General features: G+C 61.9%; 19 protein-coding genes and 2 tRNA genes. 20 read left to right on the forward strand and 1 reads right to left on the reverse strand.

Annotated features, from left to right (window positions below; genetic code table 11):
• Window positions 1-32 precede the first annotated feature (32 nt).
• Entirely contained in the window at window positions 33-605 is a 573-nt protein-coding gene (locus AAAT03_RS01265; RefSeq protein WP_349102399.1) for a hypothetical protein, read from the reverse strand.
• 369 nt (window positions 606-974) lie between these two features.
• Between AAAT03_RS01265 and rimP the strand changes: the two genes are divergently transcribed.
• From rimP to plsX, 20 genes are all read left to right on the forward strand, one after another.
• Entirely contained in the window at window positions 975-1,469 is a 495-nt protein-coding gene (gene rimP, locus AAAT03_RS01270; protein WP_349102400.1) for a ribosome maturation factor RimP, read from the forward strand.
• 1 nt (window position 1,470) lies between these two features.
• Window positions 1,471-2,718, forward strand: coding sequence for a transcription termination factor NusA (gene nusA / locus AAAT03_RS01275; RefSeq protein WP_006234042.1), 1,248 nt, complete (start codon window positions 1,471-1,473; stop codon window positions 2,716-2,718).
• A 91-nt stretch (window positions 2,719-2,809) separates the two neighbouring features.
• On the forward strand, window positions 2,810-5,524 hold the full coding sequence (gene infB, locus AAAT03_RS01280) for a translation initiation factor IF-2 (protein ID WP_089571695.1): 2,715 nt from the start codon (window positions 2,810-2,812) through the stop codon (window positions 5,522-5,524).
• 11 nt (window positions 5,525-5,535) lie between these two features.
• Complete coding sequence (gene rbfA / locus AAAT03_RS01285; protein WP_117629486.1) at window positions 5,536-5,946, forward strand: 30S ribosome-binding factor RbfA; 411 nt, start codon at window positions 5,536-5,538, stop codon at window positions 5,944-5,946.
• Window positions 5,939-6,982, forward strand: a complete 1,044-nt coding sequence (locus AAAT03_RS01290) for a DHH family phosphoesterase (protein WP_349102401.1) — start codon at window positions 5,939-5,941, stop codon at window positions 6,980-6,982. Before rbfA ends, AAAT03_RS01290 begins: the two co-directional genes overlap by 8 nt.
• 15 nt (window positions 6,983-6,997) lie before the next feature.
• On the forward strand, window positions 6,998-7,930 hold the full coding sequence (gene truB, locus AAAT03_RS01295; RefSeq protein WP_117637766.1) for a tRNA pseudouridine(55) synthase TruB: 933 nt from the start codon (window positions 6,998-7,000) through the stop codon (window positions 7,928-7,930).
• Entirely contained in the window at window positions 7,927-8,934 is a 1,008-nt protein-coding gene (ribF, locus tag AAAT03_RS01300; protein WP_349102402.1) for a riboflavin biosynthesis protein RibF, read from the forward strand. The genes truB and ribF overlap by 4 nt, the downstream gene beginning before the upstream one ends.
• Window positions 8,927-11,035, forward strand: a complete 2,109-nt coding sequence (gene dnaG / locus AAAT03_RS01305; protein ID WP_349102403.1) for a DNA primase — start codon at window positions 8,927-8,929, stop codon at window positions 11,033-11,035. The genes ribF and dnaG overlap by 8 nt, the downstream gene beginning before the upstream one ends.
• 110 nt (window positions 11,036-11,145) lie before the next feature.
• Complete coding sequence (gene rpoD, locus AAAT03_RS01310) at window positions 11,146-12,495, forward strand: RNA polymerase sigma factor RpoD (protein ID WP_055286388.1); 1,350 nt, start codon at window positions 11,146-11,148, stop codon at window positions 12,493-12,495.
• Between the two features lie 164 nt (window positions 12,496-12,659).
• A tRNA-Asn gene (locus AAAT03_RS01315) sits at window positions 12,660-12,734 on the forward strand.
• Between the two features lie 34 nt (window positions 12,735-12,768).
• Window positions 12,769-12,843, forward strand: a tRNA-Asn gene (locus AAAT03_RS01320).
• A gap of 161 nt (window positions 12,844-13,004) precedes the next feature.
• Complete coding sequence (locus AAAT03_RS01325; RefSeq protein WP_187361832.1) at window positions 13,005-13,394, forward strand: Asp23/Gls24 family envelope stress response protein; 390 nt, start codon at window positions 13,005-13,007, stop codon at window positions 13,392-13,394.
• 27 nt (window positions 13,395-13,421) lie between these two features.
• Window positions 13,422-15,083 (forward strand): DAK2 domain-containing protein, encoded by a 1,662-nt coding sequence (locus tag AAAT03_RS01330; RefSeq protein ID WP_006234030.1) that lies wholly within the window; start codon window positions 13,422-13,424, stop codon window positions 15,081-15,083.
• A gap of 10 nt (window positions 15,084-15,093) precedes the next feature.
• Window positions 15,094-17,271, forward strand: coding sequence for an ATP-dependent DNA helicase RecG (gene recG, locus AAAT03_RS01335; protein WP_161194181.1), 2,178 nt, complete (start codon window positions 15,094-15,096; stop codon window positions 17,269-17,271).
• Window positions 17,268-17,924 (forward strand): 16S rRNA (guanine(966)-N(2))-methyltransferase RsmD, encoded by a 657-nt coding sequence (rsmD, locus tag AAAT03_RS01340; protein ID WP_117774239.1) that lies wholly within the window; start codon window positions 17,268-17,270, stop codon window positions 17,922-17,924. Before recG ends, rsmD begins: the two co-directional genes overlap by 4 nt.
• Window positions 17,917-18,414, forward strand: a complete 498-nt coding sequence (gene coaD / locus AAAT03_RS01345) for a pantetheine-phosphate adenylyltransferase (RefSeq protein WP_117564151.1) — start codon at window positions 17,917-17,919, stop codon at window positions 18,412-18,414. The genes rsmD and coaD overlap by 8 nt, the downstream gene beginning before the upstream one ends.
• A gap of 68 nt (window positions 18,415-18,482) precedes the next feature.
• Window positions 18,483-18,980 carry an ATPase gene (locus tag AAAT03_RS01350; RefSeq protein ID WP_040358176.1) on the forward strand — a complete coding sequence of 166 codons (498 nt, stop codon included), beginning with the start codon at window positions 18,483-18,485 and terminating at the stop codon, window positions 18,978-18,980.
• The gene (locus AAAT03_RS01355; RefSeq protein ID WP_349102404.1) at window positions 18,980-19,534 is read left to right on the forward strand and encodes a DUF177 domain-containing protein; all 555 of its coding nucleotides are present in this window, start codon (window positions 18,980-18,982) and stop codon (window positions 19,532-19,534) included. The genes AAAT03_RS01350 and AAAT03_RS01355 overlap by 1 nt, the downstream gene beginning before the upstream one ends.
• A gap of 64 nt (window positions 19,535-19,598) precedes the next feature.
• Complete coding sequence (gene rpmF, locus AAAT03_RS01360) at window positions 19,599-19,778, forward strand: 50S ribosomal protein L32 (protein ID WP_022094017.1); 180 nt, start codon at window positions 19,599-19,601, stop codon at window positions 19,776-19,778.
• 87 nt (window positions 19,779-19,865) lie between these two features.
• Window positions 19,866-20,885, forward strand: coding sequence for a phosphate acyltransferase PlsX (plsX, locus tag AAAT03_RS01365; RefSeq protein WP_117629287.1), 1,020 nt, complete (start codon window positions 19,866-19,868; stop codon window positions 20,883-20,885).
• Window positions 20,886-20,975 lie beyond the last annotated feature (90 nt).

Here is a 20,975-nt window from a genome sequence, read left to right on the forward strand (position 1 = left end):
TGCCCTGCTTAGTCAGTGCGTCGCACCGTCTTCTACGGGATGTGTACCAGGTCCCTAAAGTAAACGTTGCCTGTTGCCTCTTCGAACATCCAGATGTTGAGGTAGATGTCGTTGAGGTCGTTGTTCACATCAAAGTCCGGGTCGTCGAAGGTGCCCACAAAGGTGAGCATGGCGCGCGTTTCCTCGCCCGCTGTGACCGGCTGGCGCATGCGCACGTCGCGGACCACGCCGTCGACGTAAGCGTAGGAGTCCACGTCGCCAAACATCATGTCGACACCCGTGTTATTGGTAACCGTAAAAACCAGAACGGCGTCGCCGTAGCCGTCGGTATCTTTACCCACACAGGTGACATGTACATTCTCGTCCGCCTCAAGGTCGATGGGGAACTGTTCTTGGGGGTCGGCACCCAAGCCCTGGGGATCGATTAGGTCTTCGTCTATTTTGTCAAAACTTTCCGATGGCGTCTTTTTCTCGATGGCTTTGGTGCTGCCAGGGTTCGGTTCGCATGTTCCGGTTTTGCCATTCGTGTTGCCGCAGCCTAAGAGGGCCAACGAGCACGTTGCGATGGCGAGCGCAGTTATGCAGGGGGTGCCTAGACGTTTCATGTGTGCCTCCTTGCCGTAGAGGATTTGGAATGGTTCGTCGTTGCGCGACTTGCTGGCTGGCTTGTTGCAGAATGCCCCTTAGCGTAAGTCTGATCGATAGGGGCTCGGGGAGGAATGCCCTTGGGGTCCGAACGGGCCTGTGGAATGGGACGCATGGCCCGTTTTGGGGCTGTTGAGGGTGCGCCGCATGGGGCTCCTCGACCAATTGTCCTATTCTTGTGGAGAAGCTGTGCGCACGCTGACCTGCAGATTCGTACGGTTCTTGCACGTTTCCGCAGCTATTGGTATAGTTTGCTTGCAAATGAAGTTGTAATTGAAAGAAGTGGGGTTTCGGCCCCGCTTCTTTTTTGTATGGATGGAGGTGCCGCAATGGTCAAGACTAAGACCGAGCAGGCGATCATCGACGCGCTCGAGGCCGTTGCTCCCCAGCACGATGTCGACATCGTTGACGTCGAGCTCGTGGGTGCCACCAAGGCCCCCTGCGTGCGCGTGCGTATCGAGGGTGCCGAGGGCCAGAGCCTGTCGCTCAACGACGTCACGGCCAACACCAAGTGGGTCGGAGATGTGATTGAGGAGCTCGACCCCATCTCTTCGAGCTATACGCTCGAGGTGTCGAGCCCGGGTATGGCGCGCCCGCTGCGCCGCCCGAGTGACTTTGCCCGCTTTGTGGGCGAGAACTGCGAGCTCACCTCTACCGCCACCGAGGGCCGTCGCAAGTACGCCGGCAAGATTGCCACCGCCACCGAGACGAACGTGACCCTCGAGCTCGAGGACGGCGAGTCCGTTACCCTCGATTTCTCTGATGTTAAAAAGTGCAAGTTGAAGCCCACCTATGACTTCAAGCCCGCGAAGGAAGGAAAGTAAGATGGCAGCATCCGACATGATGTCCGCCCTGATGGAGCTTTGCCAGGAGAAGCACATCGACCAGCTCTACCTGATCGACCGCCTGGAGCAGTCGCTCGCCAAGAGCTATGCCGAGATTCTGCATCTTGAGTGGGGCGCCAAGGTGACCATCGACCGCACCACCGGCAAGATCTACGTCTACCGCCTGGAGCCGATTGACGATTCCATGGACGAGGAGGGCAACTTCACCGAGTTCGAGGAGATCGACGTCACCCCCAAGAACACGAGCCGCATCGCCGCCCAGCACGCCAAGGCCGAGATCAACGCCATCGTGCGCAACTCCGCCCGCGAGCAGATCTACGAGGAGTTCTCCGGCCGCATCGGTGACCTCATCAGCGGCACCGTGCTGCAGTCCACGCCCGACTTCACGATCGTCAAGATCCGCGAGGGCGTCGAGGCCGAGCTGCCGCACTTCGACCAGCGCCGTTACGAGAACGAGCGCAACGAGCGCCCGATGGGCGAGCGCTACCTGCACAACCAGCACATCAAGGCCGTGATCATCGACGTACGCGACCCCAACTCCAACCTGCAACCGGTTCGCGGCGAGCACAGCCGTCCGCCGATTGTCATCTCCCGCACCCACCCCGAGCTCATGCGTCGTCTGTTTGAGCAGGAGGTGCCCGAGATCTATGAGGGCACCGTCCAGATCAAGTCAATCGCCCGCGAGCCCGGCCAGCGTTCCAAGGTCGCCGTCCACTCGCTTGACGACCGTCTGGATCCCGTGGGTGCCTGCGTCGGCCCCAAGGGCAGCCGTGTTCGCGCTGTCGTGGGCGAGCTCCGTGGCGAGCGCGTCGACGTCATCCTGTGGGATGCCGATCCTGCCGTCTACGTCGCCAACGCCCTTTCGCCCGCTAAGGTCACCCGCGTCCTCATCGACGAGGAGAAGGCCTACGCCGGCGTCATCGTGCCCGACGACCAGCTGTCCCTCGCCATCGGCAAGGAGGGCCAGAACGCCCGCCTCGCCGCGCGCCTGACCGGCTGGCACATCGATATCAAGTCCGAGACGCTTGCCGCCGACATCCTCAAGAACGTTCCCGTTCACGAGGAGCCCGCCGCCGACCTGATCGGTGACGAGGAGGACGAGGATGTCCGCCGCTGCGAGTATGTGTCCGAGGACGGCATCCAGTGCCGCAACCAGGCTCGTCCCGGCTCCCGTTTCTGCGGTGTCCACGACACCGACGCCTTCGATGATGCGGAGGACCTGATCTAGCGCGCGGTCGCGCCGGGCGGGCCCCGGCGCGTCTCCCACGCTCGTTCAGTCTCTAGGCACCCAAGGTGCCAGAAAGGGTAGGTGAAGTCATATGGCAAAAGTCCGTGTGTCCACCCTGGCCAAAGAGTTCGGCATGACCTCCAAGGAACTGATGGGTCATCTCGCCGATATGAAGATTCCCGCTAAGTCCGCTTCCTCCACCTTGGAGGACGCCTATGTCGCCATGGTCCGCAAGCAGCTCGCCTCGGTGATCGAGGCCCGCGCTCAGGAAGTCGAGGCCGCCAAGCAGGCCGAGGAGCAGGCAGCTGCCGCCGAGGAGGCCGCCCGCGCCGCCGAGGCCGAGCGCGAGCGCATCGCCGCCGAGAAGGCACGCGAGGAGGAGCGCCGCCAGTTTGCCGCAGCCCAGGCTGCCGAGGAGGCCGCCCGCGCCGAGGCCGAGGCCAAGAAGAAGGCCGAGCAGGAGCGCCTTGCTCGCGAGAAGGAGGAGGCTGCCCGCGAGGCCCAGCGCCGCGCCGTTCCCGCTTCCGATTCCGGCTCACGCTTCCGTTCGCTGCTCGACCAGATCGCCGCACAGGAGACCGTGCTCAAGGAGAAGAAGGACGCCGAGGACAAGGCCAAGGCCGAGCGCGCCGCTGAGCGCGGTAACCGTCGTGGCGGCAACAACGACCGCCGCGGTGGCCGTCGTAACGATCGTAACGCCTCCGACAACAACTCCGAGCGCAATGCCTCCGAGAGCCGTCCGCACAGCCATCGTACCAACGCCAGCAACAACGTCGCTGCCGGCATGGACTTCCCCAACCCCGATAAGCAGGGCAAGGGCAAGAAGCGCAAGGGCGGTCACAACAACGAAGAGGACCACTATAGCCGCATGGCTCGTGAGGCTGAGGAGTACAGCCGCGAGAAGGTGCTCGAGGAGGCTCGTGCCGCCGTCGAGGAGGCCTCTCGCGAGTCCACCGGTCGCCGCAAGAAGCGCAAGGAGAAGCGCGAGCGCGAGGCTGCCAAGGCTCAGGAGGAGCGCAAGATAGAGGAGGCGCTGGCCCAGGGCGTGAACCCCGAGGAGCTCGACGCCATCAAGGTCTCCCAGGGCGTTACCGTCCAGGAACTCGCCGAGGCCCTCGACGTTCCGGCCAACGACATCATCAAGCGCCTGTTCCTGCTGGGCACGCCGCTCACCATGACGCAGTCCATGTCCGACGACCTCGTCGAGCTCGTTGCCGACGACCTGGGCCGACAGATCAAGATCATCACCCCTGAGGAGGAGAACACCTTCTCGTTCTACGACGATCCCGCCGACCTTAAGCCGCGCGCCCCGGTCGTCACCGTCATGGGCCACGTCGACCACGGTAAGACGTCGCTGCTCGACGCTATCCGTCACACCGGCGTCGCTGCCGGCGAGGCGGGCGGCATCACGCAGGCCATCGGCGCTTCGCAGGTCATGATCAATGACCGCAAGATCACCTTCATCGATACCCCGGGTCACGCCACCTTTACGGCTATGCGTGCCCGTGGCGCCAAGGTGACCGACATCGTCATTCTGATCGTGGCTGCCGACGACGGTGTCATGCCCCAGACCGTCGAGTCGATCAACCACGCCAAGGCCGCCGGCGTACCTATCGTCGTCGCCGTCAACAAGATCGATAAGCCGGGTGCCAACCCCGACCGCGTGCGCCAGGAGCTCACCGAGTACGGTGTCATCCCCGAGGAGTGGGGCGGACAGAACATGTTCGTCAACATTTCGGCCAAGCAGAAGATCGGTATCGATGACCTTCTGGAGACCGTGCTGCTCCAGGCCGACGTGCTCGAGCTCAAGGCCAACCCGGACACCTTTGCCTCCGGCAACGTCCTCGAGGCCAAGCTCGACAAGGGCCGCGGCTCGGTCGCTACCGTGCTCGTGACCCGCGGTACCCTGCACGTGGGCGATACGCTGGTCGCCGGCCTTACCTACGGCCGCGTCCGCGCCATGCTCGACCCCAAGGGCCGCGCCGTCACCGAGGCCGGTCCCTCCGACGCCGTCGAGATTTTGGGTCTGCAGTCCGTGCCCAACGCCGGTGACGAGTTCCGCGTGTTCGAGGACGAGCGCGAGGCACGTGCGCTGGCCGACGAGCGTTCGCTCAAGGCCCGTATCGAGGAGCAGAGCCGCGTCAAGCACGTCACGCTCGAGAACCTCTTCGAGACCATCGCCGACGCCGAGGTCAAGGAGCTCAACCTGATCATCAAGGCCGACGTCCAGGGTTCCATTGAGGCCCTTCAGGACTCCCTCGACAAGATGGATCAGTCCGAGGTCCGCATCAACACGATCCACTCCGCCGTTGGTGCCATCAACGAGACCGATGTCGTCCTTGCCGACGCCTCCAACGCCATCATCATCGGCTTTGGCGTCCGTCCCGACGGTAAGGCCCGCTCCGCCGCCGAGCGCGAGGGCGTCGAGATCCGTTGCTACGACGTCATCTACAAGTGCCTCGAGGAGCTCGACGCTGCCCGTATCGGCATGCTCAAGCCCACCGAGGTCGAGGTCTCCACGGGCACCGCGACCGTCCTGGACACCTTCAAGGTGCCCAAAGTCGGTATCGCCGCCGGTGTCCGCGTCGAAGAGGGCGAGATCGCCGCGACCGATTCCGTGCGTCTGGTGCGCGACGGCATCGTGGTCTTCAACGGCAAGATCGCCTCGATGCGTCACTACAAGGACGAGGCCAAGAGCCTCAAGAGCGGTTCCGAGGGCGGCATTGGCCTGGAGAACTTCCAGGACATCAAGCCCGGCGACCAGATCGAGGGTTACCGCATCGACCAGGTTGCCCGTACCGAGTAGGGGGTAGCGCTATGAAGCAAACGCAGGCAACCCGCCGTCTGGGCGAGCAGCTTCGCGAGAAGCTCGGTTATATCCTGCTCTTTGAGGTTTCCGATCCGCGTCTCGACCTGGTTACTTTGACCGCGGTCGAGGTCGCGGTGGACCGTTCGTTCGCGCGTGTGTTCGTGTCGTGCGATGCGAGCCGCTACGACGAGGTCATGGAGGCGCTCGCAAGCGCTAAGGGCCGTATTCGCAGCCTGTTGGCTCGCTCGCTCGATTGGCGTGTTACGCCCGAGCTCGATTTTCGCATCGATCGCTCGACCGATGAGGCCGAGCGCATCACGCGTGCGCTGGAAAACGTTCCCGCCACGCTTGCGATCGAAAAGGACGAGGACGGCTATCCGATAGCGGATGCCGCCCAGGAGGCAGCTTTAGATGACTAATTCCGCCGACCTCGCCTCGTGCGAGTCTGCAGATATTCAGCGACGCATCCTCGAGCTCATCGAGGGTGCGTCCTCCATTGCGATTTCGGGACATACTTCTCCCGATGGCGATGCCTTGGGCTCCGTTTTGGGTCTGGGCCTTTCGCTCATGAAGTTTTTCCCCAACAAGGACATTGCGCTGCTGCTGGCAGATGATGACCCAGTTCCGCGCATTTACCGCTTTATGGAAGGCTCCGATCGCCTGGCGCCGGCATCTGCGTACACCGGCAATCCGGACCTGTTCATCTCGGTGGACGTGCCGGTCGTCGAGCGTCTCAATAATTCCGCCGAGGTGCTTCGTCGCTCCAAGCATGTGGTGTGCTTCGATCACCATCCGGCGCGTGAGGAGTTTGCCGAGCTCAGCCTGAGGCGCGTCGAAGCTGCAGCCTGCGCCATGATCATCGACCGCTTCTTGGACAATTGCGGCATTGTCGCACGTGATGGCGTTGCGACCTGCCTGCTGTGTGGCTTGGTTACCGATACCGGCCGTTTTCAGTACCAAAACGCCGATGCCGCCGCGTTCCATGCAGCCTCGCGTCTGGTTGCCCACGGTGCCGATCCGGCGCGTGTGGCACTCGAGGTCTACCAGAGCATGCGCGTTGAGTTTTTGCACCTCAAGTCCATCGTTATGGGCCGCATCAAGACGGTGGCCCACGGGCGCGTCGCGTATAGTTACGCGTACCAGAGTGACCTTGAGGCGTGCGGTGTCACCTCGGATGAGTGCGACGGCCTGGTCGATGTGGTTCGCTCGGTGATGGGCGTCGAAGTCTGCCTGTTCCTGAAGGGCATTGAGGGCGATACCAAGGTGCGCGGCAACCTGCGCTCCAAGGGCGACCTCAACGTGTCCGAGATCGCTGCTGCCTTTGGCGGAGGCGGACATCCCGCTGCCGCCGGTTTCTCCAACAACGGAACGATTCTCGAGACGCTCACCGTGGCACTTCCCATGCTGGCCGAACTGGTAGGGGAGGATCCCGCTTCGGTGACCGTCGAGCTTTAACTTTTTGGATGGTACATGGCTCGTCGTACGCCTTCTCAACTGAATATGCTGCTCGCCGTCGATAAGCCGGTGGGCTGCACGTCCCACGATGTGGTCTCGCAATGTCGGCGCGCCCTCCATGAGCGTCGCGTCGGCCATGCCGGCACGCTCGACCCCATGGCATCGGGTGTCATGGTGGTGGGTGTTGGCCAGGCTACTCGTTTGCTGGGCATGCTAACCCTCGATACCAAAAGCTATGTCGCCGACATCTCGTTTGGCGCCGAGACCAATACCGATGATGCGGAGGGCGAGGCGGTCCGCACGGTGGCTATTGCCAACGAGCTGCGCGATCCTGCCTATGCCCGTGAGCGCTTGGCGGCCATGCTGGGTCCGCAGATGCAGGTGCCGCCGGCGTTTTCGGCTATCTCGGTCAATGGCGTTCGCGCCTACAAGTCTGCTCGCGAGGGCAATGCGGTGGACCTACCTCCGCGCCCTGTCGAGGTCTATGCCGCCGACCTGATCGCCGTGGGCGGCGAAGGTGATACGTGTGTGTGGACCGTGGCGTTCTCGGTGAGCAAGGGCACCTATATCCGTGCGCTCGCTCGAGACTTGGGCCGCGCCTGTGAGAGCGCCGCGCACATTTCCGCGTTGCGCCGCACGGCCTCCGGTGTTGTTTCCATTGGCGCTTGTCATGCGGTCGAGGAACTTTCCCCCGAGTCCGCGGCTGGCTTTGCCCTGGATCCCATTGCGGCCCTGGGCGCCACGCGTGTTGACTTGCCTGGCAATCTTGCCGATGACCTGCTCTGCGGCCGACGCATTCCCGTTGAGCGTGCGCTTGCGGATTTCGATGCCTCGAAGGCGCCGTTTGCGTTGGTGCTCGATGGGGGACTCAAGGCGCTCGCCCGCATTGAGAGTGGCCGCTTTGTCATGGAGCACGTGTTTCCGCAGGCAATCGGCGGTGTTCGATGATGTTGTCCGCTCGCGAGCTCGCGCGTATCTTTTTCGCGGGCGAGTCGGACGAGGCTCGCATTGTTGCTGCCGATGCATTTGATGAGTGCGAGCACCTGGGTGCTGCCTCGATCGCCATTGGCGTGTTCGATGGCGTGCACCGTGGACACCAGGAGCTCATTGCGGCGCTTGTCCGTGACGCCCGTGCCCATGGCTGTAAGGCGGTCGTAGTTACCTTCGATCCCGACCCGGACGTCGTGGTGAGCCCTTCGCCCGCTCAAAAATTGATGACGACGGCCGACCGTCTGCATGCCCTGGCTCAAACCGGGGTCGATGCGGTGGTGGCCGTTCCCTTTACGCCTGAGGTTGCGGCGCTTGACCATGTTGATTTTCTCTCGCTGGTGTCGCGTCTGGTCGACATTCGATCGATTCGCGTTGGCAGCGACTTTAGGCTGGGTCGTGGCGGTGCTTTTGGTGTTGCCGAGATGCGCGCCTGGGGCGCCGAGCGCGGCGTTGACGTATACGGGCACGACCTGCTTTGCGAGGGCGGTGAGGCCATTTGCGCCACCCGCATTCGTCATGAGCTGGGACAGGGCCATGTGGAGCTTGCTGCTGAGTTACTCGGCCGCCCGTATATGGTGCGCGGCGGTGTTATTCGCGGCCGTCACGAGGGTTCTGGCATGGGCTTTCCCACGGCAAACCTACATGTTCCCGACGGCATTCAGGTGCCTGCCGATGGCGTCTATGAGGGCCTGGTGCTGGTTAACGACATCGTGTGGCCCGCTGCCGTTAACGTCGGACTGCCGCCGACGTATGCCGACGATGCGGCATCTGCGCATCTTGAGGCTAATTTAATTGGTTATACGGGCGACCTGTACGGCGCTTCCGTTTCGCTGGCGTTTACGCGCTGGCTGCGTCCGTCGCGCGTGTTCGATTCGCCGGATGAGTTGATCGCGACCGTCGAGGGTAATATCGAAGATATTCGTCACAACTTGGGCGAGCAGGGGGTGAGTGTCCGTGATTAGTGATGAGGAAAAAGACCAGGTACGCGCTGCGTCCGACCTAGTTGCCATCGTGCAGGAAACGGTTGAGCTCAAGCCCCGCGGCCATGAGTTTTGGGGTTGCTGCCCCTTCCATGGCGAAAAGACTCCGTCCTTCCACATTATTCCCGCCACGCAGGTGTGGCATTGCTTTGGCTGCGGCGAGGGTGGCGACGTCTTCACCTATATCATGAAGCGCGAGAACCTGAGCTTTCCCGAGTCAATCCGTTATTTGGCCGATCGCGCGGGTATTGAGCTGCACGACACCGGAGACCGCCGCGAGCGCGGTACCAAGCGTGCCCGCATCTACGACCTGTGCGCCGAGACCGCCCAGTTCTATCACACCATGCTTATGCGCGGTAAGGACGGCCGTCCGCGCGAGTACTTTGCCAGCCGCGGCATGGGTGGCGACGTCTGCCGCCGCTACTGCCTGGGCTTTGCGCCTGGCCGCAACGCGCTGGTGTCGCACCTGTCCCAGGCGGGTTTTACCCCGCAGGAGATGATCGACGCCAACGTTGCCGTGAGCCGCGGGCGCGGGCAGCTTGCCGACCGCTTCTACGACCGCGTGATGTTTCCCATCTTTGACGAGCAGGGTCACAACATTGCCTTTGGCGGGCGCATCATGGGTGACGGCCAACCCAAGTACCTCAACACCGCCGAGACGAGCGTGTTCCATAAAAAGCGAAACCTCTATGGCTTTAACTGGGCCAAGGAGTTTATCGTCGCGCAGGATACGGCCATCGTGGTGGAGGGCTATACCGATTGTATCGCCTGCTGGGAGGCGGGGATCAAAAACGTTGTCGCCACGCTGGGCACCGCGCTCACGGAGCATCACGTCAAGACGCTCACCCGCTTTGCCAAGCGTATCGTGTATATGTTCGATGGCGATGCCGCGGGCCAGAAGGCCGCCCGTCGCGCGATTCAATTTATCGAGCAGGATTCGATGGACCTGCGCTGCGTGGTGCTGCCCGACGGCAACGACCCCATGGAGTTCATCACGGCGCATGGTGGACAGGAGCTTCAGGCGCGCATCGACGCTGCCGAGCCGCTCATGGACTTTGTCTACCGTTCGCTGCAGGAGTCGAGTGACATCACCACGCCGGGCGGTCGTGCCAAGGCGCTGGAAGATGCGCTGACGCTTATCTATCCGCTGCGCGATAGCTATATGATCGACACATACTTTATCCAGATTGCCGATCTGCTGGGTTTGGATCTGGAGACGGTTCGCACGAGTTCGGGTCGCGTGTTTCGCGATGTCGCCAAGCGCGAAGATGCGGAACGACGTCGTGAGCAGAACTATGAACGCCAGCGGGCGCAAGCCGAGCGCTCTGGTAGCGCGGGCGGTCGGACGTCTGGTTCGCAGGGGGCATCTCGCGGTGCTTGGGCATCGGGCGCGACGCCGCCGGTGTCCGCGCCGGTCGAAGAAGAGCCGTATGACTACGTCCCGCTCGATGCCTACGGTGCCGCGCCCGTGGAGGTCGTCGACGACCTGCCGCCGATCGATGTGCCTGATGGTATGGGTGCTGTGCCTGTGACTGATGGTTCGGGCGCTCCGGCTGCGGCGGCGCCGATGGTTCTTACTGATCTTGAGCGCAAGTCCTTGGCAGGGGAGCGCGAGCTGTTGACGATGCTCACGAGCTACCCCGACCTGTTCCGCACGTATGCCGACCGCATCTGCTCTATCGAGTGGGTTGACCCACGTCACGAGTCCATCGCATGGGCCGTTCTGGCAACGCCGCCGGGAACCGATCCTGCAGCCTGCATGGATGCGGCGCGCTCGGTCTGTCCCGAGGCGGCAACGCTTGTGAGTGCCGGGCGCATCTCCGCGACGAGCAAGCACCCCACCGAGACGAACATCGTGTTCATGCTCGATACGCTCGAGCTCTACACCATCAAGCGCCGCATGCGTGCCGCACAGGCCAAGCTGCGCCAGGACCGTTCGCTCGATGATGAGGCCCGTCGCGCGTTGACCGTGCAGGCCGCGCAGGATTCGCAGCGTCAACGCGAGCTGCAAAAGTCTATCGGCGGCGTGGCGGACCCGTTCCGTTTGATCGGTCTGGAGGCCGCGGGCACCGAACAAACCTAGATGTTGTGGTCAACCAGCGTATTCTCGCCTATATCCAGTCCTCTTTTTGGGTATAGATGTCAATGTGTGTGCTAAAGTATTGAGTCCTGTGGACTATGAAGGGAGAATCTGTGCCAAAAAAGACTGAGAGCACGGGTACTGGGCTGGAATCCTACGTTGCAAAGCTCATGGGCAACGGCTCAAACAGGACTTCGGTAACCGAGGACGAGATTCAGGTCGCCCTGAAGGATATCGATGTTTCTGACGAGCAGCTCACCGCGGTGTATTCCGCGCTGCGCAACAGCGGCATCCAGATTATCTCCGCGAGCGGTAACGACGACGCCCCCATGGACGTCGACGATGACGATAACGATACCGATACCGACGATTTCGATGACGACGACGAGCACGATTCCGGCTCGCTCGACGATCACGAGCTCAAGATGGCCCGTCAGGCCGATGCCGAGATGGGTTCTTCCAAGAGCAAGAAGAAGCGCACCGTGCGCACGTCCCGTTCACGCTCCCGCGTGCGTGGCATCGATGCCTCCACGGTGATGCTGACCGGCGATCCGGTTCGTATGTACCTCAAGGAGATCGGCAAGGTCGACCTGCTGACCGCCTCCGAAGAGGTCGATTTGGCCATGAAGATCGAGGCCGGTCTCGAGGCCACCGAGAAGCTCGAGGCTGCCGATGCCGGCGAGCTCGAGCTCACGCGTGCCGAGATGCGTCGTCTTACGCGCATTGAGAACGTGGGCCTCGAAGCCAAGCAGGCACTCATCAGCGCAAACCTGCGTCTGGTCGTCTCCATCGCCAAACGCTATGTCGGCCGCGGCATGCTGTTCCTTGACCTGATCCAGGAGGGCAACCTCGGTCTGATCCGCGCCGTCGAGAAGTTCGACTACCAGAAGGGCTTTAAGTTCTCCACGTACGCCACGTGGTGGATCCGTCAGGCCATTACGCGCGCCATTGCCGATCAGGCCCGTACCATCCGTATTCCCGTGCATATGGTTGAGACTATCAACAAGCTCGTCCGCGTGCAGCGCCAGCTCCTTCAGGACCTGGGTCGCGACCCGACCCCCGAGGAGATCGGTGCCGAGATGGACATGAGCGCCGACCGCGTCCGCGAGATCCAGAAGATCTCGCAGGAGCCCGTGTCGCTCGAGACCCCCATCGGCGAGGAAGAGGATTCCCAGCTGGGCGACTTTATCGAGGACTCCCAGGCTATCGTTCCGCCCGATGCCGCCAGCTTCTCCATGCTGCAGGAGCAGCTCACTCAGGTGCTCGACTCGCTTGCCGATCGTGAGCGCAAGGTTATCGAGCTGCGCTTTGGCCTTGTCGACGGGCATCCCCGCACGCTCGAGGAAGTCGGCCGCGAGTTTGGCGTCACGCGCGAGCGTATCCGCCAGATCGAGTCCAAGACCTTGGCCAAGCTCCGCCACCCGAGCCGCAGCAGCAAGCTGAAGGACTACATCGAGTCATAACCTCGCAATCAAGAAGCGCCCTCAAGCACATCCGCTTGGGGGCGCTTTCATGTGGTCATTGGGGACGTCCCCAATGACTAGGTCGGAAAAATTCTTAAAAAAGTTCTTGCCCTGAGCTGATTCGTCCGTATAATAAACTTCGTTGCTTGAGAGCACGCACCTATTCCTCGGTAGCTCAATGGTAGAGCACGCGGCTGTTAACCGCGCTGTTGTAGGTTCGAGTCCTACCCGGGGAGCCAGAATTTCTCAGCCCATTCCGCTGGGCTTTTAAATTCCTCGGTAGCTCAATGGTAGAGCACGCGGCTGTTAACCGCGCTGTTGTAGGTTCGAGTCCTACCCGGGGAGCCAGGTTGTAAAACCCGTCGCTTATGCGGCGGGTTTTTTTATGCCGCGACCACTTGACTCGAACGTTGCCATATCAACATTTCGTGTCGAGGATGTAATCCCGCGACCCACCACCTCAACATGGCGCGGTCGTTGTAGAATATTGCAATGATTGCTCCCACGACATGGTGCCGCGAGCACCAGATAAGGAGATTCTTGTGTCTGAGACCATTAACGGCAGCCTGAGCGTCTCGAACGACGTTATTGCCGATATTGCCGGTTATGCCGCGATGACGTGCTATGGCGTCGTCGGTATGGCTGAGCAGCTCCAAGGCGCCGAGAGCGTGCGCCTGCTTGCCGGTCAGCGCCTCCGCAAGGGCGTGCTTGTCTCCGCCGACGAGAACGGCCTTACGGTCGATCTTCACGTCGTGCTCGAGAACGGCGTCAACATGAAGTCCGTCTGCCACAACCTTTCGAGCTCCGTTGCCTTTACCCTGCAGGAGATTGCCCAAATCGATCCCGCCAGCCTTAAGATCGGCATCCATATCGACGCGCTCAAGAGCCGTCTGAACTAGCATCCGAAAACGGAGATTCAAATACCCATGATTGCAAAGACCATTCGCACCTGTTTTCCGATCGCTGCGGCTGCCGTTTCTGACAAGGCCGAGGAGATCAATAAGCTCAACGTCTTCCCCGTACCCGACGGCGACACCGGCACCAACATGTCGCTCACGCTCGCCTCGGTGACCAAGGAGCTCTCCGCCCTTCCCGCCGATGCCGACATGGAGGCCATTGCCGGCGCCATCACCCACGGCTCCCTGATGGGCGCCCGCGGTAACTCCGGCGTCATTACCTCGCAGATCCTGCGCGGTGTGGCCGAGGGCCTTGTCTCCGCCGACGAGCCCATTACGTCCGCCAACATCGCCTTCGCCTTCCGCCGCGCCGTCAAGGTCGCCTTCCAGGCCGTCCGTAAGCCCATCGAGGGCACGATTCTCACGGTGCTGCGCGATGTCTCGACCAAGGCCGACGAGTGCGAAAAGAAGAAGTTCTCGGCCGAGGACGCGCTCGATGCCATCGTCGTCGAGGCCTACCAGTCCGTCGCTCGCACGCCCGACCTGCTGCCCGTCCTCAAAGAGAACGGCGTGGTCGACTCCGGCGCCTTCGGCTTTGCCATCTTCTTGGAGAACTTTGTGGCTGCAGCACTTGGTCGCAGCACCGTTGTCGAGGATTTCTCCGCTACGTTCGATTCCGCTGGCTCTGCACGCGATGCCGCTCTTGGCCGCGTTGAGATCGAGGCCAACGACGATTGGGAGGGCTCGGAGTTCCGCTACTGCAACGAGTTCCTCTTTAAGGCCGACGCCCCGTTTGACGAGGACGAGTGCCTTAAGTTCCTGGGTTCCATGGGCGACTGTGAGCTGCTCGTGGGCGCATATCCCGACTACAAGATCCACGTGCACTCCAACACCCCGAACCTGGTGCTCGAGCACATGCTGCAGCTTGGCCAGATCTACGAGGTCTTTATCCACAACATGGAGATGGAGGCCCACGACCGTACCGCCAAGATCCACGAGGACCAGGAGAAGGCCGCCGAGCCCGCGAAGGCCCTGGGCTTTGTCGCCGTTGCCGCCGGTTCCGGCGAGGCAGACATCCTCAAGTCCCTCGGCGTTGACGTGATCGTGTCCGGTGGCCAGACCATGAATCCCTCGACTGCAGACCTGCTGGGCGCCGTCGACCAGGTCAACGCGACCTCGGTCATCATTCTGCCCAACAACGGCAACATCCGCATGGCCGCCGAGGCCGCTGCCTCTGCCTGCACCGACAAGAAGGTCGCCGTCGTTCCCACCAAGACCGTTCCGCAGGCCTTCTCCGCGCTGTTCGCGGTCCTGCCCGATTCCGAGCTCGAGGATGCCGTCGCCGCTATGGTCGACGCCATCAGCGAGGTCCGCGATGGCGAGGTCACCCGCGCCGTGCGCGACTCCAGTGCCTCCGACGGTTCGCCAATTCACTCCGGTGACGTCATGGGCATCATTGCCGGCTCCATCGACGTGGTCGGCTCCGACGTGAAGCAGGTCACGCTCGATTGCATCAACCGTATGCAGGAGGAAGAGGAGGGCGACGCGCTGACGATTCTGGCCGGCGAGGAACTGTCCGATGAGGCCTTCCAGGAGATCGTCGACGCTATCGAGGAGGCTCAGCCCGATCTGGAGATCGACGCCCATCGTGGCGAGCAGCCGCTCTATCCCGTGATCTTCTCGATCGAGTAGGCAACTGCCCATGTCCGAACTGTGCTCCGTGCCGCGCGTCTCGGAGCGCTTTGCCCAGAGCAATGCGCTCGACGAGGATATCGCGCGACTCAAATATGTTTCGGGTAAACGTGAGGAGGCCCTTCGCCGTCTGGGAATTCGGACGGTGGGGGACCTCCTTCTCCATATCCCTCATCGATACCTGGACTTTACGCGCTCCTGGTCCATCGAGATGGCGCCCATCGGTACCGTGTGTACCATCATCGCCACGGTCGATCGTATCGTCCAAAAGCAGCCGCGTCCGCGCATGCAGGTGACCGAGGTCTCACTCGTTGACGAGACGGGCGTGCTGCAGGTCGCCTTTTTCCGCCAGCCCTGGATTGCCCAGCAGCTTAAGCAGGGCGACCGCCTAGCCGTAATGGGTAAGGTCGAGTTTGCCTACGGCTTTAAGCAGATGGCCTCGCCGCACTTTGAAAAGCTTGAGGAAGGGCGCGCCGCGGGCACTATCCTGCCGGTCCATTACGTGAGTGACGGCGTGAGTCAGGCATGGATGCGCCGTATCGTAAGTGGCGCGCTCGAGGCCGTCGGCAATCCCTTTGATCCCATTCCGGCACGCTTACGCGTTAAACGTCGCCTGATGAGCCATGCCCGTGCCCTTCGATCGATCCACTTTCCCTCGAGCATGGCTGAGCGCGAAATCGCGCGCGCACGGCTTGCCTACGAGGAGTGCCTCTACCTGCAGCTGGCGCTGCGCCTGCGCAACGACGGTGTCTTGGTCGAAGTCGCTCCCTACGCCCACGCCGCGGGCGAGCACCTGGCCGCGCTCAAGCAGGCCCTGCCGTTTTCGCTGAGCGACGAGCAGGAGGCCGCGTTCCAAGACATCCTGCGCGATATGTGCGATGGCGGGCGCGTGATGAACCGCCTGCTGCTGGGCGATGTCGGTACCGGTAAGACCGCCGTTGCCGCCTGCGCGCTGGCTGTGGCTGCCGATAGCGGCACACAGGCCTGCGTTATGGCGCCCACGGGCGTGCTGGCGCGTCAATATGCCGATAAGACCGGCCCTCTGCTCTCGCAGGCCGGCATGTCTTGGGCGCTTCTGACGGGTGCCACGCCGGCCGCAGAGCGCGAGCGCATCCATGCACAGCTGGAATCGGGAGAGCTCGACGTCCTCTTTGGAACCCACGCGGTCCTTTCGGATAACGTGGCGTTTAAGTATTTGTCGCTCGTAGTCATCGATGAGCAGCACCGGTTTGGCGTCGGCCAACGCAATGCCTTGCGCGCGAAGGGCCCCGGTGCCGATCTGCTCGTTATGACGGCAACGCCCATCCCGCGTACGCTGGCGCTTTCGGTCTACGGCGATCTGGACACGAGTATCATCCGCCATCGGCCCGTCCCTGGCGCTGGCGTGACGACACGCGTGCTTACCGAGTCGAGTCGCGACCTTGCCTATGGCGCCATCCGCGAGGCGCATGAAAAGGGTCAGCAGGCCTACGTGATTTGCCCGCTCGTGGAGCCGAGTGACTCGGCCGATGATCTGGAGGACGTGCCCGGTATCGCCCGCGACGACGAGGGCCGCGTGACGGTCCCCGTGCCGCTGCACGATACGGCGACCGAGCTCGATCGCCTGCGTCTGGCGTTGCCGGGTCTTGCCATCGAGCGCCTTCACGGCCGCATGCCAGCGGGGGAGAAGGACCAGGTTATCGATGCCTTTAAGCGTGGCGAGATTGACGTGCTCGTCTCGACTACGGTGGTCGAGGTGGGCGTCGACGTGCCTAACGCCACCGTCATGGTCATCGAGAACGGGGAGCGCTTTGGTTTGGCTGCTCTGCACCAGCTGCGCGGTCGCGTGGGCCGTGGCAGCGTGTCGGGCACGTGTCTGGTCATGACGCACTCCAAGGGCAACGGCGGCGCTTCGGCAGCACAAGATCGCCTGCAATCGCTCGAGAAGACCTCGGATGGCTTTACGCTCGCCCAGATGGACCTGCGTCTGCGCCACGAGGGCGAAATCCTGGGGTACCGCCAGCATGGCGGAGTGACCCTGCGCTTTGTCGACCTGGATGCCGACGAGGAGCTGATCGAGTGGGCCCATTTGGACGCGGTCGAGCTCTTGCGGTATGCTTGCAACCTTGACTCCGTGGCGACGCGCCCCCTGCGCGATGCGGTCGCCATGCGATATCGACACATTTTTAAGGAGGTCAGCGGAGGATGAGAATCATCGGCGGCGAATGGCGCGGTCGTAAGATCGAGGAGCCCCGTGGTCGCGATGTCACCCGCCCCACGACCGATCGCGTGCGCGAGGCATGCGCATCTATGGTCATGTCGGCATTCGACTTCGATCTGGATGAGGTCCGCGTGCTGGACGCCTTTGGCGGCTCCGGTGCCTTAGGGTTAGAGATGCTCTCACGTGGTGCCCGCTCACTCACGACGTTCGAGATCGATCGGAATGCCGCGCGGCTCATTACCAAGAATATCGAGTCGCTCTGCCGTGACCGTGCGCGTTGGCGCGTGGTAACGGGCGACATGCTGGCGAGCGCCTCGCGCGGTCGTGTGCCGGGCGGCCCGTTTGATCTGGTCCTGCTCGACCCGCCCTATGCTTTTGGTGCCGAGCCGGTCGAGGAACTGCTGCCGAACCTGGCTCAGCAGGGTCTGCTTGCATCTGGCGCTTATGCCCTGTTTGAGCATGCCGCCGCCGATGCGGGCGCGCATCCGGCAGGCTTTGAGATTGTGCGCGAGAAGCACTACGGCATTACCTCGGTCGACCTGCTTCGTTGGGTCGGCGATGACGATGGTGAGGGCGATAACGCCGGCACCGATGCTAACAACAACGATGCCACGACGTTTCAGGAGGACGCCCATGAATGACACCATCAACCGCGTGATCGTCCCGGGCACCTTCGATCCCATCACGTTTGGCCATATCGACGTCATCCGCCGCGCCCGCCGCATCTTTCCCAGCGTGATCGTCGCTGTTGCCGAGTCGCAGGGTAAAAACGGTGTGGGTACCACGTTTATGCTCGATGAGCGCGTGGCGCTGGCCCGCGAGGCGCTCGGTGATATCGACGGCGTCGAGGTCCTGCCCTTTACCGGCCTCTTGGTCGACTTCGCTCGCGAGCAGGGGGCGGGGGCCGTGGTCAAGGGCCTGCGCGCCATGACCGACTTTGAGTACGAGCTGCAGCAGGCAGATCTCAACTATCGCTTGGATAACGAGCTGGAGTCCATCTTTGTCATGAGTGCGCCGCAGTACGGCTATATCTCGAGCTCGGTCGTTCGTCAGATCGCCTCACTCGGCAGCGATGTATCGACGTTTGTCCCGCCCAACGTGGTCGAAGCGCTCAGACATCGCTTTTCGTGACGTTTTTTATTGCCTGGTGGCATGTGGTAAACTAGCACGATGATATGTTACCTATGAAAGGAGACCGGATGCCGGGCGAGAATTTTCCTGGCGATAGGATCGTCAGCTTGGTCGATGAGCTCGAAGGGCTGATCGAGGAAGCCAAGCCGCCTTTCGGCAAGAACGCTCAGTTCAAGGTCATCGACGCCGACGTGTTCTTCAACATCCTCGACGAGATCCGCATGAGCTATCCCGAGGAGTGGCAGAAGTCCCGCCGTATCCTTAAGGAGCGCGAGGAGCTTATGGCTTCCGCCGCCGCTCAGGCCGATTCCATCATCGCCGACGCTCAGCAGCAGGCCCTCACCATTGCCGGTGAGCAGGAGATCGTCCGCTTGGCACAGCAGCAGGCCGACGACATCCGCGATCGTGCCCAGCAGTACGAGCGCGAGACGCGTTATGCTGCCGAGGACTACGCAGAGCAGGTCTTTACGCACCTGGAGGAGAATCTCAAGAGCCTGACCGGCACCGTTACCCGTTGCCGTCAGCAGCTCAACGAGGGTGCCGCCCAACAGAATGGTCAGTGGTAATGGCTGAGTTCCCGAGCGTTACCGTCGATCTTTCCGAACAGCTCGAGTTTCCCGGAGATTCGTATCCGCTGACCGGCAAGGTCGATGTCGCCACCTATACGGTGGGCGAGAAGGAGTACCAGCTACAGGACGGCATCGACTACGACGTTGTCTTTACCAATGCCGGTACCGGTGTCTTGCTCACGGGCATGGTCCGCGCGCACGCCACCGGCGAGTGCGACCGTTGCCTGGAGCCCGCTTCGTTTGATATCGCCGGCGAGATCGAGGAGTTCTACCTCTTTGAGGAGCCCGAGGATCCCGAGGCCTACGAGGACGGCTACGAGCTCCTGGGTGAGGACCGCATCGTCGATCTGGGTGAGCCCATCAACGATGCCGTTGTCATGGACACGCCGTTTGTGGTGCTCTGCAAGCCCGATTGCCGCGGTCTGTGTCCCACTTGCGGTTGCAATCTCAACGTCGAGCAATGCGATTGCGCCACCCAGGCAGAGGCAGAATGGTCCGCTGCCACGGAAAATCCATTTGCAGCATTGAAGAATCTCAAGCTCGATGAGTAAAACTGTGGTAGTATCGCTACTTGCGCGTAATCGCCACACTGGATAGTTCATAAGGAAGGTCACTATGCCCGTACCTAAACAAAAGCAGGGTCGTATCCGCACTCACACCCGTCGTTCCGCCAACATGAAGATCTCGGCTGCGGCTCAGTCCACGTGCCCCCGTTGCGGCGCTGTCAAGCTTCCGCATCACGTGTGCCCCAGCTGCGGTTTCTACAAGGACCGCGAGGTTATCGTTACCGAGTAACGGTATACTTTGGATGCGATGCCGTTCCAAATGGAACCACAATGGCCGGCTCAATGAGTCGGCCATTTTTGTATAAGGAGCATGTATATGAGTAACGTTCGCGTTTGTGTAGACATTGTGGGCGGAGACGAGAAACCTCAGGTTGTTCTCGATGGTATCGAGGCTGCGCTTGCCGCCGATCCCGATATCGAGGTCTTGGCAGCTGGCCCCGCTGAAATCGTCAATCCCTTTGCTGCTTCCCATGCACGTGTTGAGGCTCTTGAGGCACCCGACGTTATCGCCATGGATGACGATCCCATTCGCGCCGTGATGACCAAGCGTAAATCGTCGATCGTGCTTGCCTGCCGCGCCATCAAAAAGGGCAACGCGGACGCGTTCTTCTCCGCCGGCTCGACCGGTGCCATGACCGCTGCCGCCACCGCCTATGTGACGCCGTTTAGATATATGGCCGAAGGCAAGAAGCAGCCGGTGCGTCCCTGTCTGACCAATGCGCTGCCCAATCGCGCCGGCGGTCTGACGGTGCTGTGCGATATGGGCGCCAACCCCGATGTCGAGGTCGATGACATGGTGCGTTTTGCCCAGATGGGTAGCGCCTATGCCCGCGTCGTCCTGGGCATCGAGCATCCCCGCGTGGGCCTGCTTGCCAATGGCACCGAGGACGAGAAGGGTTCCAACTTTACCAAGGCCTGCTTCCCGGCCATGAAAGCCGCCGTTCCCGGCTTTGTGGGCAACTGCGAAGGCACCGACCTCACCTCGGGCAATTTCGATGTCGTCGTTGCCGATGGCATGTCGGGCAATATTGCGCTCAAGGCCACCGAGGGCGCTGCCAAGTTTTTGCTGCAGGAACTCAAGGGTGCCTTTATGGCCTCGCTCGGCACCAAGATCGCCGCGCTGCTCATCAAAAAGCAGATGCGCGAGATTAAGGCCAAGCTCTCTGGTGATGCCAAGGGCGGTGCGATTCTTTTGGGCCTGCGTGGCGTGGTCCTAATCGGCCATGGCGCCACCTCGGTCGAGGCTGTTAAAAACGGTACGCTCGCGGCGGCCGAAGCCGTGCGCGCGGGGCTGGTCGAGAACGTCGCCAACTCCATGGACGGCATCGTTTTGTAAGAGCGAGTTAGAGCGCTGTTATGTGCCTCGCGGCCTGCTTCGTGGGGTAGAATCAGAACCGTGTCTTGGTACCGCCCGGGCGGTACCATT

Origin of the sequence: Collinsella sp. CLA-AA-H167 (genome assembly GCF_040095305.1) — a bacterium.
GTDB lineage: Bacteria > Actinomycetota > Coriobacteriia > Coriobacteriales > Coriobacteriaceae > Collinsella.